The sequence below is a fragment of the Flavobacterium sp. KY-23415 genome (assembly GCF_055384985.1).
This window is the reverse complement of sequence record NZ_AP044001.1, coordinates 3,661,260-3,680,145: the sequence shown is the minus strand read 5'-3', so window position 1 is coordinate 3,680,145 and position 18,886 is coordinate 3,661,260. Positions and strand designations below refer to the sequence as shown.

At 28.7% G+C, this 18,886-nt stretch carries 14 protein-coding genes; 10 read left to right on the top strand and 4 right to left on the bottom strand.

The genetic code is table 11. The features are described 5' to 3' along the window. Positions 1-81 precede the first annotated feature (81 nt). The gene (pheT, locus tag ACZ49Z_RS16065) at positions 82-2,511 is read left to right on the top strand and encodes a phenylalanine--tRNA ligase subunit beta (RefSeq protein WP_464305315.1); all 2,430 of its coding nucleotides are present in this window, start codon (positions 82-84) and stop codon (positions 2,509-2,511) included. Between the two features lie 215 nt (positions 2,512-2,726). Here pheT and ACZ49Z_RS16060 read toward each other — a convergent pair whose 3' ends face one another. Both ACZ49Z_RS16060 and ACZ49Z_RS16055 read right to left on the bottom strand, forming a co-directional pair. Beyond that, positions 2,727-4,679: a T9SS type A sorting domain-containing protein gene (locus tag ACZ49Z_RS16060; protein WP_464305314.1), complete on the bottom strand. Its 1,953-nt coding sequence runs from the start codon at positions 4,677-4,679 to the stop codon at positions 2,727-2,729. Positions 4,680-4,942: 263 nt separating this feature from the next. Further along, positions 4,943-7,369: a DUF7619 domain-containing protein gene (locus ACZ49Z_RS16055; protein ID WP_464305313.1), complete on the bottom strand. Its 2,427-nt coding sequence runs from the start codon at positions 7,367-7,369 to the stop codon at positions 4,943-4,945. 131 nt (positions 7,370-7,500) lie between these two features. Here ACZ49Z_RS16055 and ACZ49Z_RS16050 point away from each other — a divergent pair, with 131 nt between their 5' ends. From ACZ49Z_RS16050 to ACZ49Z_RS16015, 8 genes are all read left to right on the top strand, one after another. Then, positions 7,501-8,250, top strand: a complete 750-nt coding sequence (locus tag ACZ49Z_RS16050; protein ID WP_464305312.1) for a Rossmann-like and DUF2520 domain-containing protein — start codon at positions 7,501-7,503, stop codon at positions 8,248-8,250. Then, the gene (locus tag ACZ49Z_RS16045) at positions 8,243-8,770 is read left to right on the top strand and encodes a KdsC family phosphatase (protein WP_464305311.1); all 528 of its coding nucleotides are present in this window, start codon (positions 8,243-8,245) and stop codon (positions 8,768-8,770) included. Before ACZ49Z_RS16050 ends, ACZ49Z_RS16045 begins: the two co-directional genes overlap by 8 nt. Before the next feature lie 59 nt (positions 8,771-8,829). Then, a complete protein-coding gene (locus tag ACZ49Z_RS16040) occupies positions 8,830-9,777 on the top strand; it encodes a geranylgeranylglycerol-phosphate geranylgeranyltransferase (protein ID WP_464305310.1) in 948 nt (315 codons plus the stop codon). Further along, complete coding sequence (locus ACZ49Z_RS16035; RefSeq protein WP_464305309.1) at positions 9,764-10,345, top strand: Maf family nucleotide pyrophosphatase; 582 nt, start codon at positions 9,764-9,766, stop codon at positions 10,343-10,345. The genes ACZ49Z_RS16040 and ACZ49Z_RS16035 overlap by 14 nt, the downstream gene beginning before the upstream one ends. Further along, a complete protein-coding gene (locus tag ACZ49Z_RS16030) occupies positions 10,338-10,874 on the top strand; it encodes a mechanosensitive ion channel domain-containing protein (protein ID WP_464305308.1) in 537 nt (178 codons plus the stop codon). The genes ACZ49Z_RS16035 and ACZ49Z_RS16030 overlap by 8 nt, the downstream gene beginning before the upstream one ends. Beyond that, positions 10,874-12,361, top strand: coding sequence for a rhomboid family intramembrane serine protease (locus ACZ49Z_RS16025; RefSeq protein ID WP_464305307.1), 1,488 nt, complete (start codon positions 10,874-10,876; stop codon positions 12,359-12,361). Before ACZ49Z_RS16030 ends, ACZ49Z_RS16025 begins: the two co-directional genes overlap by 1 nt. Positions 12,362-12,442: 81 nt before the next feature. After that, positions 12,443-14,887: a PIG-L family deacetylase gene (locus ACZ49Z_RS16020; RefSeq protein ID WP_464305306.1), complete on the top strand. Its 2,445-nt coding sequence runs from the start codon at positions 12,443-12,445 to the stop codon at positions 14,885-14,887. A 113-nt stretch (positions 14,888-15,000) separates the two neighbouring features. Beyond that, complete coding sequence (locus ACZ49Z_RS16015; protein WP_464305305.1) at positions 15,001-16,731, top strand: sodium:solute symporter family protein; 1,731 nt, start codon at positions 15,001-15,003, stop codon at positions 16,729-16,731. 258 nt (positions 16,732-16,989) lie between these two features. Here ACZ49Z_RS16015 and ACZ49Z_RS16010 read toward each other — a convergent pair whose 3' ends face one another. Both ACZ49Z_RS16010 and ACZ49Z_RS16005 read right to left on the bottom strand, forming a co-directional pair. After that, positions 16,990-17,241: a hypothetical protein gene (locus ACZ49Z_RS16010; RefSeq protein WP_464305304.1), complete on the bottom strand. Its 252-nt coding sequence runs from the start codon at positions 17,239-17,241 to the stop codon at positions 16,990-16,992. A gap of 164 nt (positions 17,242-17,405) precedes the next feature. Then, entirely contained in the window at positions 17,406-18,257 is an 852-nt protein-coding gene (locus ACZ49Z_RS16005) for a DUF2911 domain-containing protein (RefSeq protein ID WP_464305303.1), read from the bottom strand. Positions 18,258-18,401: 144 nt separating this feature from the next. On the opposite strand from ACZ49Z_RS16005, the gene ACZ49Z_RS16000 reads away from it, so the two are divergent. Continuing rightward, on the top strand, positions 18,402-18,863 hold the full coding sequence (locus ACZ49Z_RS16000; protein ID WP_464305302.1) for an SRPBCC family protein: 462 nt from the start codon (positions 18,402-18,404) through the stop codon (positions 18,861-18,863). Positions 18,864-18,886 lie beyond the last annotated feature (23 nt).

Below are 18,886 nucleotides of genomic sequence, written 5' to 3'. Positions count from 1 at the left end.
CAAAAAGGTGAATTTAATACTATTCACATTGTCTCATTTACTAATTAATTTTATCTTTGCTCCTCAAAAATTCGATACAAAATGCGTATTTCATACAATTGGTTAAAGCAGTTTATTAAAATAGATTGGAATTCAGAAGATACTGCTTCATTACTTACCGACTTAGGATTAGAAGTTGAAGGTGTAGATAAATATGAAAGTTTAAAAGGAGGTCTAGAAGGCATAGTCGTGGGTCATGTTCTTACTTGTGAGAAACATCCTGATGCCGATAAATTAAAAGTAACAACAGTAGATTTGGGCAATGGTCAAGAACCTGTACAAATTGTCTGTGGTGCACCAAATGTTGCTGCCGGACAAAAAGTTCCTGTTGCTACAATTGGAACCAAATTATATGATAAAGAAGGAAACGCTTTTGAAATAAAAAAGGGAAAAATTAGAGGACAAGAAAGTCATGGAATGATTTGTGCCGAAGATGAATTAGGAATTGGAGAAAGTCATGACGGAATCATGATTCTAGACGCAAACCTAAAACCTGGGACATTAGGCAAAGATGTTTTCAATATTGAAACAGATGAAGTATTCGAAATTGGGCTAACTCCTAACCGTGCCGATGCAATGAGCCATTTTGGTGTTGCAAGAGATTTAAAAGCGGGATTAGTTATAAAAGATAAAACCTTAGAATTAATTACTCCTTCTGTAAGTAATTTTAAAGTAGATAAAAGAACCCTTAAAATTGATGTTACTGTTGAAGATGAAAAATTAGCTCCACGTTATTGTGGTGTAACTATTTCAGATTTGACTGTAAAACCATCTCCAGCTTGGTTACAAAACCGACTTAAAGCTATTGGGTTATCTCCTAAAAATAATATTGTAGATGTTACTAATTATGTACTACATGAATTAGGACAACCCTTGCATGCTTTTGATGCTAACAAAATAAAAGGAAACAAAGTTATTGTTAAAACTGTAGCAGCAGGCACAAAGTTTACCACTTTAGATGATGTTGAAAGAACATTGGATGCAGATGATTTAATGATATGTCATGCAGATGGACCAATGTGCATTGCTGGTGTATTTGGAGGAAAAGATTCTGGTGTTTCAGAAAACACAACATCAATTTTCTTAGAAAGTGCCTATTTTAATCCTGTTTCAGTTAGAAAAACAGCCAAAAGACATGCTTTAAACACAGATGCTTCTTTTAGATTTGAAAGAGGAATTGATCCTTCCATTACTGCTTATGCTTTAAAAAGAGCTGCTTTATTAATTCAAGAAGTAGCTGGTGGTGAAATAACATCTGATGTAGTAGATATCTATCCTAAAAAAATTGAAGATTTTCAAGTTTTCATAAACTTTGAAAAAGTAGCCAAAGTAATTGGTGAAAAACTTCCTAAAGAGACAATAAAGAAAATTTTAGTTTCTTTAGACATTAAAGTAACCAACGTTACCGAATCTGGTTTAGGGTTAATGATTCCTTCCTATAGAGTTGATGTGCAAAGAGAAATTGATGTTATAGAAGAAATTTTAAGAGTTTACGGTTATAATAACATTCAATTCACAGAAAAATTAAACGCTACAATTTCTAATTCTTCAAGAACAGAAGAATACAAAGTGCAAAACATAATTGCTAATCAGTTATGTGCTTTAGGTTTCAATGAAATGATGGCAAATTCTTTAACAACTCCAGATTATGTTAAATTATCTGAAAAATTAAAGAAAGATTTTAACGTTGTCATGTTGAATCCGTTAAGTAATGATTTGTCAACCATGCGTCAATCGATGTTGTTTTCTGGCTTAGAAGCCATTTCATTTAATATTAACAGAAAACGTAGTGATTTAAAATTATATGAGTTTGGAAAAACTTATCATAATTTACCTTCTGGCTATGAAGAGAACAAACATTTAACGCTTTTTGCAACGGGTAACAGAGCAGAAGAAAATTGGGCTCAAACACAACAAAAATCTGATTTTTTCCTATTCAAAGGCTATATTAACACTATACTTTCACGAATTGGTTTAGACACCAAAGTTTCTAGTTTACCAATTGAAAATGATGTGTTTGCAGAAGGAATTGGTTTAGCTATTGGAAAAGAAGTTATTGTTGAATTTGGAACCGTTAAAAAATCTATTTTAAAACATTTCGATATTAAACAAGATGTTTTATATGCAGATATTGACTGGGCAAGAATTCAAAAATATGTTTCTAATAAAATGAAATTTACAGATATTCCTAAATACCCAGAAGTAAGAAGGGATTTAGCTCTTTTATTAGATGAAAGCATTTCATTTGAAGAAATTTTCAAAATTGCAAAACAAACAGAGAAAAAACTGTTGAAAAACATTAATTTGTTTGATGTTTATGAAGGAAAAAATTTACCCGAAGGTAAAAAATCCTATGCGGTTAGTTTCACTATTCAAGATGAAAACAAAACTTTAAACGATAAAGAAATTGAAAAAATAATGAGTAAATTGTTAACCAATTTCGAAAAACAATTAGGAGCAACGCTTAGATAATATTTAGTTCGTTTCCTAACAAGTAAAACGACCTGTTTAGAAATTTCTAAACAGGTCGTTTTTGTTTATAATAAATTCGAATCGTTACTATTTTACTTGATAGTTATATTGGAGAAAATCTATATCCATTTTCACCTAAAACAAATATCCCGTTTGGAAATTTCCAAACGGGATATTTGTTTTAAGTAAGCGTTGTAACAGTGAATACGAACAAATTATTCTTTAATAAATTTAGTATTCGTAGTTCCGCTTTCAGTTTGTATTTTAACAAAGTAGTTACCTTTCGTCAATCTAGATACATCTATAGTATTTGTATCATTAGAAACAGCAATTACTAATTGACCAACTATGTTATAAATTTCAATAGAATTAACTTCTATATCTACTTTAGCATTTAAATTTATAGTATTGCTTGCAGGATTTGGATACAAAGTAAAATAATTACTAAATTCAAAAGTTTCTGATTTTAAAGCTTCAATAGTAGTAGTATATTTATTAGTATTTACTGGAAAGTTGTAGTCAAAATAAATTTCAGCTTCATTAGAAAATGTTTCACCAACACCTAAATTCGACCTTGTTTTAATTTTAAATGAAATATAACCATCATTTGCATTGTCATTAAAATCTAAATTAATATTCTCAAAAATAAACTCAACAACATTATTTTCTATTGAAGTATAATAATCATGACTTGATTCTAAAGGAACTAAAGTCGCAATGTCAAATTTTTCAGAATCTATTAAGTCTTTCACAACAATATTTTCTGCTGCAAATGTTCCTACATTTTCAAAACGAATCATATAATGAACATATTTTCCAACCACTTCTGGAGAAACAATTTCACCTTCTAAACATGTTATATCATTTGGATCATAAGAACCCACAACTGTTTGATAGAATATAAAGGTATTATCACTTATGTTTTCATCTGTATTATTTGTAGCAATTGCTGCAGTAAAATTCAATTCGTCACCATTATTAACAGACGGAGTAGCTACTGGAGAATTTACTTTTAAAACAATTTCGATAGCTCTGGTTTCGAAAGGTTGCAAATTACTAAAGTTCCAAGAGTAATTATTTGCTGATTGATTATTAAAAATTGGGAAAGAAGAATCAAATGTAGTAATTGAGCTGTCATGAGAAAAACTAACTTCACCATTTTCAACTTCAGTACCATTATTTCTATATACTACTTTATAACCAGCTTTAAAACCTGGTCTTGCAGCGTCTAAAGGTAAAATATATACTTCAACATCTGAGTGAACACCATTTGCTGTTACACAAAAATCTTTAATTACAGGACTTGATATTGTTGGAAAATCAACAACAATTTCACTTGGTGTAATTGTAAAATAACTAGGATTTTGTAAGTTTGGTGTAATCGTATATGAACCTGCATCTACAGTAACAGCATAATTACCCGATTGATTAGCTATAAAACTGCCCGATTCATTTCCGTTAGTAATTGAAAAATTTAAATTCGTATAATTAACATCAGAAACATCACAACCATTTGCGTTTGCATCATATTTAACAGTTCCTGTTACTTCATAATATTGACCTCCTGGAGTGAAATTACAATAACTATTCACATTACAATTTGTATATCCAAATTGATTCAATCTGTCTTGTATCCAAACAATATCTTCTTCGTTTGCACAAATGTATTGAAGATTTGGAGTATTCTCTAATTGTAATTCAATCCAACTTGGGTTGTTGTTTTTCAAATTTAAATAGGTTAATTGTGTTTGAGAACAATTTACACTTGCTAAATAGATTAAATTTGAAAAATCTAAAGAAGCAATTGGATTATACCTACAGTCCAAAGAAATTAAATGGGTTAAAGTACTTACTTCTAAACTTGTTATTTGATTTCTCAAACAGTTTAATTCCTTAATGTTTGTGAAATTTTCAATTCCAGATAAATCTGAAATATCGGCATTAGAAACATTTAAATAGCTAACTTCTTTTGCTTCATTAACTTGAATCTTACCATCACTATTAGAATCAATCTTGAACCAATGACCCGATAAGTCTTTTGCTACCGTAGTGTTCTGATCTGCAAGTAGTAATCTCGTTTTAAAATTTGTATCAGAAAAATTTATGTCTTGCGCTTGCAAAACCATTCCTGAAAATAAAACAACGCATAAAAAGTATAATTTTCTCATATGTAAAGATTTGGAAGTGCAAATGTAAATTAAATTATACATAAAAAAACACCTCTATTCTTTACTTTTGTTAAAGAAAAACCACAAAATACAATTTTTCATTGCGAAAAAATCATTTAATTAACTATAAAAAATTCTTTAAACTAATTAGCAGAAAACTTTTCTATTAACACTAAAAAAAAAAGAGTTTTTTAAAGCAAAAATCCCAATTCGTTGAAAAACTGGGATTTAAATAAAATTTAACATTTTTTATAGGAAAAGATTTACTCCTTTATGAATTTTGTATTTGAAATACCTTGTTCTGTATTCACTTTTAAGAAATAATTACCTGATTTTAAGCTAGAAACATCGATTGAAGTGGTATTATTAGGAACAGAAATTACAATTTGTCCTAACATATTATAAATTTCAACCGATTGAATTTCTAAATTCTCTTTTGAATTGAAATGCAAAACATCTTGCACTGGATTTGGATATAACGTAAATTTTGAATTAAAATTGAAGTCTTGCGTGCTTAAAGCCTGAAACGTAGTAGTATAGGTATTTGTTGTAATTGGAAAATTATAATCAAAATAGATATTTGCATTATTAGAAAAAGTATTACCAAGAGCTAAAGTCGGTTTTGTTTTAATTTTGAAAGCCACAAAGCCGTCATTTGTTGCATCATTGAAGTCTAAATTGATATTTTCAAAAATAAACTCTACTTTGTTATCCTTAATCCTAGTATAAAAATCATGACTTCCTCTTAATGGAATTAAAGTAGTAATATCAAATTTAGCCATATCAATCATGTCTTTTACCACAACATTTTCAGCAGGATACGTTCCTGTATTTTCAAAACGAATTAAATAATGAACGTACTCACCTATCATATCTGGACCAACAATTTCACCTTCTAAACAAGTTTTATCATTAGGATCATATGAACCAACAACGGTTTGATTTAAAGTAAATTCATTGTCATCAGGAGTTTCATCTGTATTTGAAGTTGAAATAACAGCAGTATAATTTAAAACGTCATCAATATTTACAGCTGGAGTTTCCATAGGCGAATTGACATTGAAAACGACTTCAATTTCTCTAGTTTCAAAAGGTTCTAAATTAGCATAATTCCAAGTGAATGTATCTGTAGCTTGACTATCATAAACTGGGTTGGCTGATACATAATCTAAAACTGCATCATTATAAGTAAAAGTAATCGCTCCACTTTCAACTTTATTCCCTTTATTTCTATAAATAATTTTATAATATGCATCAAAACCTGGTCTTGCAGGTGTTGTTGGCAAAATAACTACTTCAAGATCTGAATGATTACCATTTGCAGTAACACAAAAATCTTGAACAAAAGGACTCATTTGTGTTGGGAAATCTACTGTAAGACTTGTTGGAGAAATATTGAAATAATCGGAATTTTCTAATATTGGCGTAATTGTATATGAACCTGATTGAACAGGAATCGCATAATTTCCTGTCATATTTGAAATTAAATCACCTGAAATAGTTCCATCTGTAATAGAAAATCTTAAGTTGGAATAATTTAAATCATTTAAATCACAACCGTTGTTATTAAAATCATATATTGTTTGTCCTTCAATTGAAAAATAATCACCTCCTGGAACAAAAGAACAATAGGAATTTACATGACAATTTACTAGATTGTAATCCATTATTTTTTGTTGTATCATTGTGATGTCTTCATCATCTGCACAAATGTATTGTAAATCAGGATTATTAGAAAAATCTAATGAAGAACCATAATAATACAACCAACTTTCATTATTGTTTTTAATAAATAAACTATTTAATTGATTATTGTTACAAATTAACTCATTCATAACAGAGTTAAAGGAAGCATCTAAAGTTGTTAATAAATTATTAGAACATAATAAATGTCTCAAATTGATATTTTGAGAAATATCCAAATTAGTTAATTGATTATTTTTACAATTTAAATCAATTAAATTCAAATTTTGAGTAACATCTAAATTAATTAATTCATTATTCTGACATTCTATAAATCCCAAAACTAAATTTTGAGTAACATCTAAATTACTTAATTGATTCCCTCTACAACTTAAAAAGTTAAGATTATTTAACATAGAAACATCTAAAGTTGTGAGTAGATTATTTGAACAACCTAAAGAAGTTAAATTAATATTCTGACTTAAATTCAAACTAGATAACTGGTTACCACTACATTGCAACAAAACTAAGTTTAGATTTTGACTAATATTTAAATCTGATAGCTGACTGTTATAACAATATAAATATTTTAAATTGGAATTTTGAGTAATATTTAATGTGCTTAATTGATTATCACCACAATCTAAAAAATAAAGATTAGCTAATTGAGTTAAATCTAAATTTGTTATTTGGATATTCTTACATCTTAAAGTAATTAAATTGCTAAAATATTCAATTCCAGTTAAATCATAAATATTTGATTCATAAATATTTAAAACAGTAATCAATTCAGCTTCACTTTCTTCTATTTCACCATTATTATTTGTATCAATAGAATTATAATTTGTTACATATCCATATTGATCTGGAATTTCTGTAGATGCAATTTGGTTGCTTGAATTAGCACTCAACAACTTCGCTTTAAAATTCGCATCAGGAATATTAACAATCTGCCCATGTACATGCAATCCGAACAAAACAAGCAATAAAAAATATATTTTTTTCATAGTATAAATTTAAAAGTGCGAAATTACTACAAATAGAACGAATAAGCACTTATAAATCCTATAATTAACACAAAAAAAATATTGCATTCCTGCAACTATTTACTTTTCTAAAAAAATAGTATTTTAGCCTCATGATTAAAGTTGTAATTATTGGTAGCGGTAATGTTGCCCAACATCTACTAAAAGTAATGCTTAATACAGACGAAGTAACTATCGTTCAGGTTTTTGCTCGTTCTAAAGAAAGCATTTCTCATTTAATTGCGGAAAACCAAATTACTTCAACCTATAACGAGATTAAAGAAGCAGATGTCTATATCATTTCGGTTTCTGATAATGCAATTGCAGAAGTTACATGTAATTTACCTTTTAAAAACCGTTTAGTGGTGCATACATCTGGTACTTCTGAACTTTCGGTTTTAGATGATAAAAATAGAAAAGGTGTTTTTTATCCCTTGCAAACGTTTAGTAAATCTAAAGTTGTAGATTTTTCAACTATTCCAATTTGTTTGGAAACAGAAAAGGAAAATGATTATACCATTTTGGAATCATTGGCTAGTATAATTTCTAAAAAGGTTTATTCCATTTCGTCTGAACAACGAAAAAGTCTGCATGTTGCAGCTGTTTTTGTAAATAACTTTGTGAATCATTTGTACCAAATCGGCAATGAAATTTGTAATCAAAACAAAGTGCCTTTTAGAATCTTGCAACCTTTAATTATAGAGACAGCCAACAAAATAACACAACTTTCACCAAAAGAAGCACAAACTGGTCCTGCTTTGAGAAACGATACTAAAACCATAGAAAAGCACATGGATTTTCTAAAGGATTCAAACTATAAAGAACTTTATAAATTATTAACTCAATCGATACAAAATGTCTAAAAGCTATAAAGAATTAATGAACGATATTACCACTTTCATCCTCGATGTTGATGGTGTACTAACCGACGGAACTATTCAGGTTACACAAACAGGTGAAATGCTTCGAAATATGAACATTCGCGATGGTTATGCCATGAAAGCAGCTGTAGAAAACGGTTACACTGTATGTATTATTTCTGGTGGAAGTAATGAAGGGGTTCGTGTTCGTTTGCGTAATTTAGGAATTACTGACATCCATTTAGGCGTTTCAGACAAAGTAGAAACTTTCAAAGAATTTATTGACATCTACAATATTAAACCAGAACAGGTGTTATATATGGGTGACGATATTCCGGATTATCATGTAATGAAATTGGTAGGTTTACCAACTTGTCCACAAAATGCGGCTCCAGAAATTAAAAATTTAAGCAAATATATTTCCCATATTAACGGAGGAAATGGTTGCGTTCGCGATGTTATTGAACAAGTAATGAAAGTACAAGGAAAATGGATGGAACATTTTGATGCTAAATATGATTAGTTTTGAGTTGGCATTTTTCGACTTATCATTATTTCCTCATAATTAATAACTAAAAAAACATGAAATACCTCAAACTAATACGATATCAAAACCTATTAATGCTTGCTTTAATGCAAGTTCTTTTTCGTTATACCTATTTAAAAACGGTAACACTTACCAATTTAACACCAACAGGCAATTTTCTATCACTATCAAACTTTCAATTTATATTGTTAGTAATTTCTACAGTTTGCATAGCTGCAGCAGGTTATGTTATTAATAATATCATGGATCAAGATAACGATGAAATTGCTAAGCCAAAAGATAGAATTATAGGCAAATCGGTTTCGGAAAGTATGGGCTATAATATTTATGTAGCATTAAACTTAATAGGTGTCGGAATTGGTTTTTACCTTTCTAATGTTGTTGGAAAAAAAGGACTTTTTACTATCTTTATTTTTATAGCTGCATTATTATATGTGTATTCTACCTATTTAAAAAGAATTGTTATTATTAGTAACATCACAGTTGCATTTATATTATCTTTCAGTATTATTATTTTAGGAGTTTTTGATTTGTTTCCTGCTACCTATGAAGGCAACACACATCAAATGAAACAAGCATTTGCAATATTATATAATTATGCTGTTTTTGCTTTTATTATTAACTTATTAAGAGAAATTGTTAAAGATATTGAAGATACCGATGGTGATTATGCATCAGGAATTCAAACACTACCTATACTTTTAGGAAAAGAAAGAACCGCTAAATTAATTAGCATTTTAACACTGCTGCCTATTTTTTTGTTGCTTCGTTACATAAACAACAATCTATTAGCGAATGATTATGTTTTATATTATGCGCTCCTTTTTATAATTGGCCCACTACTCTACTTTATGATTAAATTATGGAGTGCAAAATCGAAACAAGATTTCAAACATTTGAGTCTGATTTTAAAAATTGTACTTTTCTTTGGAATACTTTCAATTGCTATAATAACTTATTCTATTAAAAATGCTCAAGGATAAACTAAATCGATATACTATTATCTTGGCTTCGGGTTCGCCAAGAAGGCAACAATTTTTTAAAGAAATGGATGTAAATTTTACTATTCAATTGAAAGAAATAGATGAAGTTTTTCCAAATACTTTAAAAGCAGAAGCAATTACCAATTATTTATCAGAATTGAAAGCTAGTGCTTTCGAAAAGCTTGAGAAAAATGAACTTTTAATCACGAGCGACACCATTGTTTGGCATGAAGAAAAGGCTTTAGGAAAGCCTAAAGACTATGATGATGCCATTAAAATGTTAACGTCACTCTCAGGAAAAACACATCAAGTAATAACATCGGTTACTTTTAAAACAATTGAAAAAACAGAAACAATACACGAAGTAACCAAAGTAACTTTCAAAGACTTATCCGCAGAAGAAATTAACTATTATTTAGACAATTACAAGCCATTCGACAAAGCAGGATCCTATGGCATTCAAGAATGGATTGGTTTAATTGGAATAAGCAAAATTGAGGGTTCCTATACTAATGTTGTTGGTCTTCCAGTAGAGAAGGTATATTCTAAACTTCTTAGTTATGCTTAAATATATTGCGAATCCCTACTTGCATGAAGAAATACTAACAGTCATTGTTTTGTGTTTATTTTTTCTACTTAAATTTTTTGCGGCTGAGATAATAAAAAAATCTGCAAAACTTAATGATTCTTTAGATCATAGAACCAACCTAGTCAAAAAATATGTCAATATTCTTTTAGGATTATTAGCTATTTTTTCTATCATTATTATTTGGGGTGTAAAAAGAGAACAAATCTTCTTATTTATATCTTCTGTTTTTGCCGTTGTTGGTGTTGCCTCTTTTGCACAATGGTCTATTCTGAGTAATATCATGGCAGGAATTATACTTTTTTTCTCCTATCCATTTAAAATTGGAGATAAGATAAAAATTTTAGATAAAGATTACCCACTTGAAGGAGAGATTGACGATATTAAAGCTTTTTACATTATTTTAAAAACAAGGGATAACGAACAAATTACCTATCCAAATAATTTATTGATGCAAAAAGGAATACTAATAATAAAATCAGATTTTGAAGAAAAAGAATTTACGGATTAATGAATAATAAATTATCACCATACTATCAAGCTTCAATTCAAATTGAAGACGTTGAAGGAATTAACTTTAAAATTATAGAATCTTTTAAAGAATTAAATTGGGAAATCACCCAAGTTTCTGAGAACAAAATAGAAGGCAATGCTCCTATTTCATTAACTTCTTGGGGAGAAAAAATACAAATTACGATTATAGATAATTATCTATATATTAGAAGTAACTGCATTGGTAATCAGATTTTAGATTCTGGCAAAAACAAAGAAAACGTTTTATCATTTATTGAGGAAATACAAAATAAAACAATAGTAATTGACTCCAGCGAAAAAACTGTTGTTTCTGAAAAGAACGAACAAAAAATTAAACCTAATTTACTACAATTTAATAAAAAAAATGGTTTTTTTTCTTTTTTAGAAATTTTTAAAATACAAAAGGGATATTTTATCACACCAATAATAATTATAGTTAACATAATTATTTTTATAATTATGGCAATTGATGGGGCTAACATTATAAATCCAAGCGTAGAAAAAATAATTGAATGGGGAGCAAATGAAAGAGCATTAACTCTTAATGGAGAAGCTTGGAGGTTATTGTCTTCAATTTTCATTCATATTGGTATTATTCATCTAATAATGAATTTATATGCGTTACTTTATGTGGGGAGTTTATTAGAACCATTTATTGGAAAAACAAAATTTATAATTGCCTACTTTGTTTGTGGTTTATTGGCGAGTACTGCTAGTATATGGTGGCACACTTTTTCTGTTAGTGCTGGAGCATCTGGAGCCATTTTTGGTTTATTTGGTGTTTTTATTGCACTCTTAACTACAAACTTTATTGAAAAATCATTTAGAAAGCCTTTACTCATATATATGGGAATCTATATTGGGATAAATCTTTTAAATGGATTAAATTCAGGTGTTGATGCTGCTGCTCATATTGGCGGACTTGTTTCAGGTATAATAATTGGTTACATAATTTCCTATACAATAATTGTTAAAGAATCTAAATCTACAAATTATTGGATCAACGGTGCAATTGTGTTTCTTGGTTTATCCGTTTCTTTTTTGGTCTTAAGAGAAATTCCAAACCCTTTAAAAAACTATAAATCAGAATCTAAAGAAAAGTTAGATTATTTTAAATTGTATGAAAAAAAAATTAAAGATTATGCTACTAATGAAACCCTAGCATTGGAATTGTTTAGTCATCGATCCGATGATAAAGAAGATTTTTTAAATTTCGCAAATGACAGAACGATGTGGTACTGGAAAGAAAATTTAAAAATTGTTAAAGAAATAGAAAAATACAGCTTACCTAAAAACATGCTCGATTATAATCAAATTGTAAAAAAATATACAAAGCTTAGAATAAAACAAACAGAGCTTATATATAAAAGAGTTAAATTAGACGATGAAAAATTGGATCGAAATATTTTAGAAGTCAATCAAGAAATTGAAAACGCACTATATGATATCTCAAAGTTTAAATAATTGTTAAAAAGGAAGGAATTAAAACTTCCTTTTTTATTTTTAGGACAAATTTTAAAATCTTGCAAAAAAACGACACAAAAAATGATCAAAAAAAAGTTGCTATTCCTATTATTATTCTCTTCTATCGCATTTGCGCAAGCTCCTAAAAAACCAAATGTAACTGAAATTTATGAAGCTGTTCAAAAATTAAATTTCCTTGGCAAAGTGCTTTATGTTGCAGCACATCCAGATGATGAAAACACACGATTAATAACCTATTTTTCGAATTATTATCATGCAGAAACAGCCTATTTATCTTTAACTCGTGGAGATGGAGGACAAAATTTAATTGGCCCAGAATTGAGAGAAAAGCTAGGAGCAATAAGAACACAAGAGCTATTAGCTGCTAGAAATATTGATGGAGGCAATCAGTTTTTTACTCGTGCAAACGATTTTGGTTACTCTAAAGAACCCAATGAAACATTTTCAATCTGGAATAAAGAACAAGTATTAGAAGATGTTATTCAAGTAATGGAAACTTTTCAACCCGATATAGTAATCAATCGTTTTAATCATAGAACTCCAGGCACAACCCACGGTCACCATACGGCTTCTGCAATGTTAAGTCTAGAAGCCTATGAAAAACTGAATAATAAACCCAGTAGAGTATTTTTCAACACATCATGGTGGTTTTATGGAAGCGAAGAAGCCTTTGAAAAAGCAGATAAATCTAATTTATTATCTTTTAATGCCAATGTTTTTTACCCTTTAAAAGGAAAAAGTAATCACGAAATAGCAGCCTTAAGCCGTAGTCAACATAAATGTCAAGGATTTGGATCGACAGGTACAAGAGGAAGTGAAACAGAATATTTAGAAATTTTAAAAGGTAACTTACCCAACAATACTAATTTATTTGAAGGAATTGATACTTCTTGGAATCGAATTAAAGATGGAGAAGCCATTGGTAAGATATTAAACGAAATTGAAAAAAACTTCAATTTTACAAATCCGTCAAGTCATATCCCTAAATTAATTGAAGCATATAAACTTATCCAAAACTTAGATAACAGTCATTGGAAAAAAAGTAAAAGCAATCAAATTTTAAAAATTATAGAGGCATGTAGTGGTTTATATCTTGAAGCTATAACTTCTACAGAAAATGCCACAAAAAATGAAACGATTGCAATTCATTTTGAAGTAATTAACAGAAGTAATAGTAATGTTAAACTACTTGGCTATAACATACTAAACGAAAACCTACAGGACAAAGTTGAAATACTTTCAAATAATGAAAGTATTAAATTTGATGAAAAAAAATTTATTATTCCAAACACGATAGAATATTCTAACCTTTTTTGGTTAAAAGAAAAACCAACAGTTGGAATGTATCAAGTTTCTAATAAAGCTATTCGTATTTATCCTGAAGAGAAATTACAATTTCCTGTCGTTTTTTCTGTAGAAATAGAAGGACATAAAATTGACTTCATAAAGAATTTAGTTTTCAAAAAAAATGATCCAGAAAAAGGAGAAATCTATATCCCATTTTCAGTTTTACCAGAAGTAACTTCTGAAATTGTAAACAAAGTATCCATTTTTAATACAAACAATCCAAAAGAAATTCAAGTAAAACTAAAATCCAATAAAACCAATAGCTCAGGAATTGCTAAGTTAATTGTAGATTCTAATTGGAAAATTGAACCTAACGAAATTCCTTTTTCTATTGAAAGAGAAAATGAAGAAAAAACCGTAACATTTAAGGTCTTCCCTCCTGATAACGAAAGTAATACCGATTTCTCTGTTGAAATTCAAACTAAAACAGAAAAGCACCAATTAGAATGTGTTACAATTAAATATGACCATATTCCAAAACAGACTATTTTACAACCTTCTGAAGGAAAATTAGTAAGACTAGATATTCAAACAAAAGGGAAAAATATTGGCTATATTATTGGTGCAGGAGATGAAGTAGGGAAGTATTTAGAAAATATTGGCTATACAATTACTTATATTAATCCAACTGAAATTTCCAAAGAAAACTTGAGTAATTTTGACGCTATTATTCTTGGAATTAGAGCTTTTAATACTATTGAAGAATTGAAGTTTAAAAATAAAGACTTGTTTCAATATGTTGAAAACGGAGGGAATCTAATTGTGCAATACAATACTACAAGTGGTTTGATAACTGAGGAAGTGGCTCCTTATGATTTAAAAATATCTAGAGATAGAGTTACCAATGAAAATGCTAAAGTATCTTTTGTAAATCCAAAACACCCTGTTCTAAATGTTCCAAACAAAATAACAAGCAAAGATTTTGAGAATTGGGTACAAGAACAAGGTTTGTATTATCCTAATAAATGGAACAAAGCCTTCACTCCTATTCTATCTTCTGCAGATTCTGGAGAAAAACAAAAAGAAGGAGCATTATTAATTGCAAAATACGGAAAAGGAAATTATATTTATACAGGATTAAGTTTCTTTAGAGAATTACCCGAAGGAGTTTCAGGAGCATATAGATTGCTTGCTAATTTAATTTCATTAGATAAATAATAAACAAAATATGGAAGAAAAATACCAATGGAAAAGAAGTTATAATTATGTACTAATTTTAAATGCACTTTATATATTAATTTTTTTCATTTTAATGGAAGTTTACTCATAATATGGAATATTTAGATTGGATCGTACTCTCTTGTACCCTACTTTTTATAGTAATTTATGGTGCATTAAAAACAAAAGGAAGTGAAAACGTTAAAGATTATTTGTTAGATAATAACGAAACACCTTGGTTTACTGTTGGTTTATCAGTAATGGCAACACAAGCTAGTGCTATAACCTTTTTATCAACTCCTGGACAAGCATACCACGATGGAATGGGTTTTGTACAGTTCTATTTTGGATTACCTTTAGCAATGATTGTAATTGCCTATACTTTTATTCCAATATATCACAAATTAAAAGTATATACTGCCTATGAATATTTAGAACAACGATTTGACGTTAAAACAAGGACATTAGCAGCAATATTATTTCTCATTCAAAGAGGTTTAGGAACTGGAATTACAATTTATGCTCCTTCCATTATTTTGTCTGCGTTGTTGGGGTGGAATTTGACAATGCTAAATATTATCATTGGAACACTGGTAATAATATATACCGTTACTGGTGGAACAAAAGCAGTAAACGTTACCCAAAAACAGCAAATGTTCATCATTCTTTCTGGAATGTTCATTACCTTTTTTTTAATCCTAGAATATTTACCAGAAGATTTAGATTTTTCTAATGTTTTGCATATTGCTGGTGCCAATGGCAAAATGGATATTTTAGATTTCTCCTATAATCCAGAAACAAGATATACTTTTTGGAGTGGTATTACAGGTGGTTTTTTCCTAATGCTATCCTATTTTGGTACAGATCAATCACAAGTGGGAAGATATTTGTCTGGAAAATCAGTAAAAGAAAGTCAAATGGGATTAATAATGAATGGTATTTTAAAAGTACCGATGCAATTTTTTATCCTTTTAACTGGGGTTTTAGTATTTGTTTTTTTTCAATTTAATGACACTCCATTGCATTTTAACCCAAATAATGTTACTAAGGTAAAACAATCTACCTACAAAGAAAATTATGAGAATTTAGAAAATAAGTTAGCCTATATCAATGAAGAAAAACAAGTTGTAAATAAGATATATATAGAACAATTGCAACATAATGATTTCGATAATCCAACGCTTCGAAAACAAATGGTAGCTCTTTCATTAAAAGAAAAAGAATTAAGAGAAGATGCAAAAGAAATTATTAAAAAAGTAGATGTTGACTCAGAAACAAATGATAAAGATTATGTGTTTCTCTATTTCATATTGCACTATTTACCAAAAGGATTATTAGGACTACTTTTAGCAGTTATTTTTAGTGCTGCAATGTCTTCTAGTGCTTCAGGATTAAATTCGTTAGCCGCAACAACAGCTATAGATATTTACAAACGGAATATTGAAGGAAAATCAGATAAACATTATGTTACAGCAACACAATATTTTACACTTTTTTGGGGAATTGTTGCTATTGGTTTTGCTTGTATTAGTTCGCTGTTTGAAAATCTTATTCAATTGGTTAACATAATTGGTTCTGTGTTCTATGGAACAGTATTAGGCATTTTCTTAGTAGGTTTCTATATTAAATATATAAAAGGACAAGCTATATTCATTGGAGCCTGCTTAAGTCAGACAATAATTTTTATAATTTATTATTTCACAATACACATTCAACCAAATGATAATGAAAAACTTAGCTATTTATGGCTAAATTTTATTGGTGTTGTTTTGACTTTTATAATTTCATTACTATTTCAGGCACTTTTAAATAATAGAAAAAAAGAAATAATAATTGTTAAATAAGATAATTTAAATTAAGTCTCAATTTTAAACTCTCGATATCATCATCGGGAGTTTTTTTTTAAACAATAAATATTCTAGTTATTTATAATATACTTGTCTTACTAAAACACATTTTTTAATTGCATTTTCAACAATTCTATTCAATAACCAATTTGAAAAAAATCTTGATAAAATAAATATGAAAATACCAATTACAAAAAACAGTAAAACAATGCTTAAATTATCAAAATTTATAATACCATTAAAAATCAGAACACCTTATATTAAATAAAATGAATAGTGAAAATGTAACTCTGTATTTACTTCAATCTTTCTTTTAGTAAATTCTATTATTATACTTCCTTTATCAATTAATCGAAATCTCTTAAAACGCTCAAAATGAATTTCATTATTACTAATTTTAGCCTTTTCAAAAGCAATGACTAACTTGTGTATAATTTTTGTTTGCTGAGAATCGTTAAACTCGGAAGTATTAAAAACTATTTTATTTGTACTTATCAAAAAAGACATTTTTTTAAATATTTATCTTATTATTTTTAAATTTCAACTTCTATATCTAAATCCAGTAAATTCGAATGAAAAATGACATCTAATCAGCATCCAATTTATTTAACATAAAAAATGCCGTTTGACAAAAAAGTCAAACGACATTCTATATTTACTTCACAATAATCTTATTTAGACCATTCTGCAATACTATCTTTATTCATTTTTTCATAATCACCGTTTCCTGCTTTCTTCGCTCCTTCTAAAGAAGATTTTGCAGTTGCGATTGCTCCTTTTTTATCTCCTAGTTTTGCTTGAATTAATGATTTTAAACGTAAATACCAAAAAGGAGTGTCTTTACCTTCTGGAGTTAAACTAACAGCATTATTTATCCAAGCTAGCGCTTTGTTTAAATCATTATTAGATTGGTAATAATATTGGGCAGCTGAAAAATAATCTCTAGCTGCTGGCCCCGATAAAGCTTTTTCAATACTAGCCATAGCAACTTCATTAGTAGGAACAGTGAAAGGAACAGAAACCTGAGTTCTTTCCCAAGCCAAATCTAAAGTAGCACTATCATTGGTTAAATTATTAATAGCAATAGTAAAAGATTCAACTGGTTTACTTAAAGTTTCTGGCTTAACAGTAGTTTTTAAAGCTACTTTACTGTCTTCCCAATTTTCTGGTAATCCCCAATTATCTGTAGTAGTATAAAAAATAATATCCCAAGAGTCTGCTTTTGGTGTGGTAAATAGAGCATATTTTCCTTTTTTCAATTCTTGACCGTTAATCTTTATATTCTGATCAAACGTAATAATAGTGTTAGCATTTGCACCTGTTCTCCAATTTTTTCCATAAGGAACTAAATCACCATACACCGTTCTTCCTTTTGCTCCTGGTCTAGAATAATCAATTGTTACATGCGTTAAACCCACAATTTGTTCCACTTTTGAAGACGGACTTGCTTGCGGTGTTTCTACTTGAGCATTAATTGTTAACGATGAAAACGCTAACAATGCCATAATAAATACCTTTTTCATTTTGTTTTTTATTTATATGAAGTTGACAATTTGGTTTTCTACGAAATTACTAAAAATGTAGAATGAAAATGTTAAGCTATTCCTAAAATTAAAAATATTTTGTTTAATTATTTTGTATATTTGTTAAACAAAAAAAAGATACCAATGAAAATATATACACTAAAAACAGTACAAAAAATACCAATAACAATTGAAGAGGCTTGGCGGTTTTTATCTGATCCAAAAAATTTAAAAAAAATAACTCCAGATTACATGGGGTTCAACATTTTATCAGGAGCAGAAAAACCAATGTTTCCAGGACAAATCATTCAATATATTGTAACACCTGTAATGGGAATACCAACAAAATGGGTAACCGAAATTACACATGTAGTAGAAAATAAATACTTTGTAGATGAACAACGTTTTGGTCCATACTCACTTTGGCATCATAAACATTTTTTAAAAGAAATACCTGGAGGAGTTGAAATGGAAGATATTATAGACTATAAATTGCCATTTGGAATTATAGGACAATTGGCACACCCAATAATAGTAAAACCAAAATTAGACGAAATATTTAAATTTAGAAGAGCAAAACTAATCGAACTTTTTGGTGAGTTTTAAAATTAATTTACATCTTCTTAATT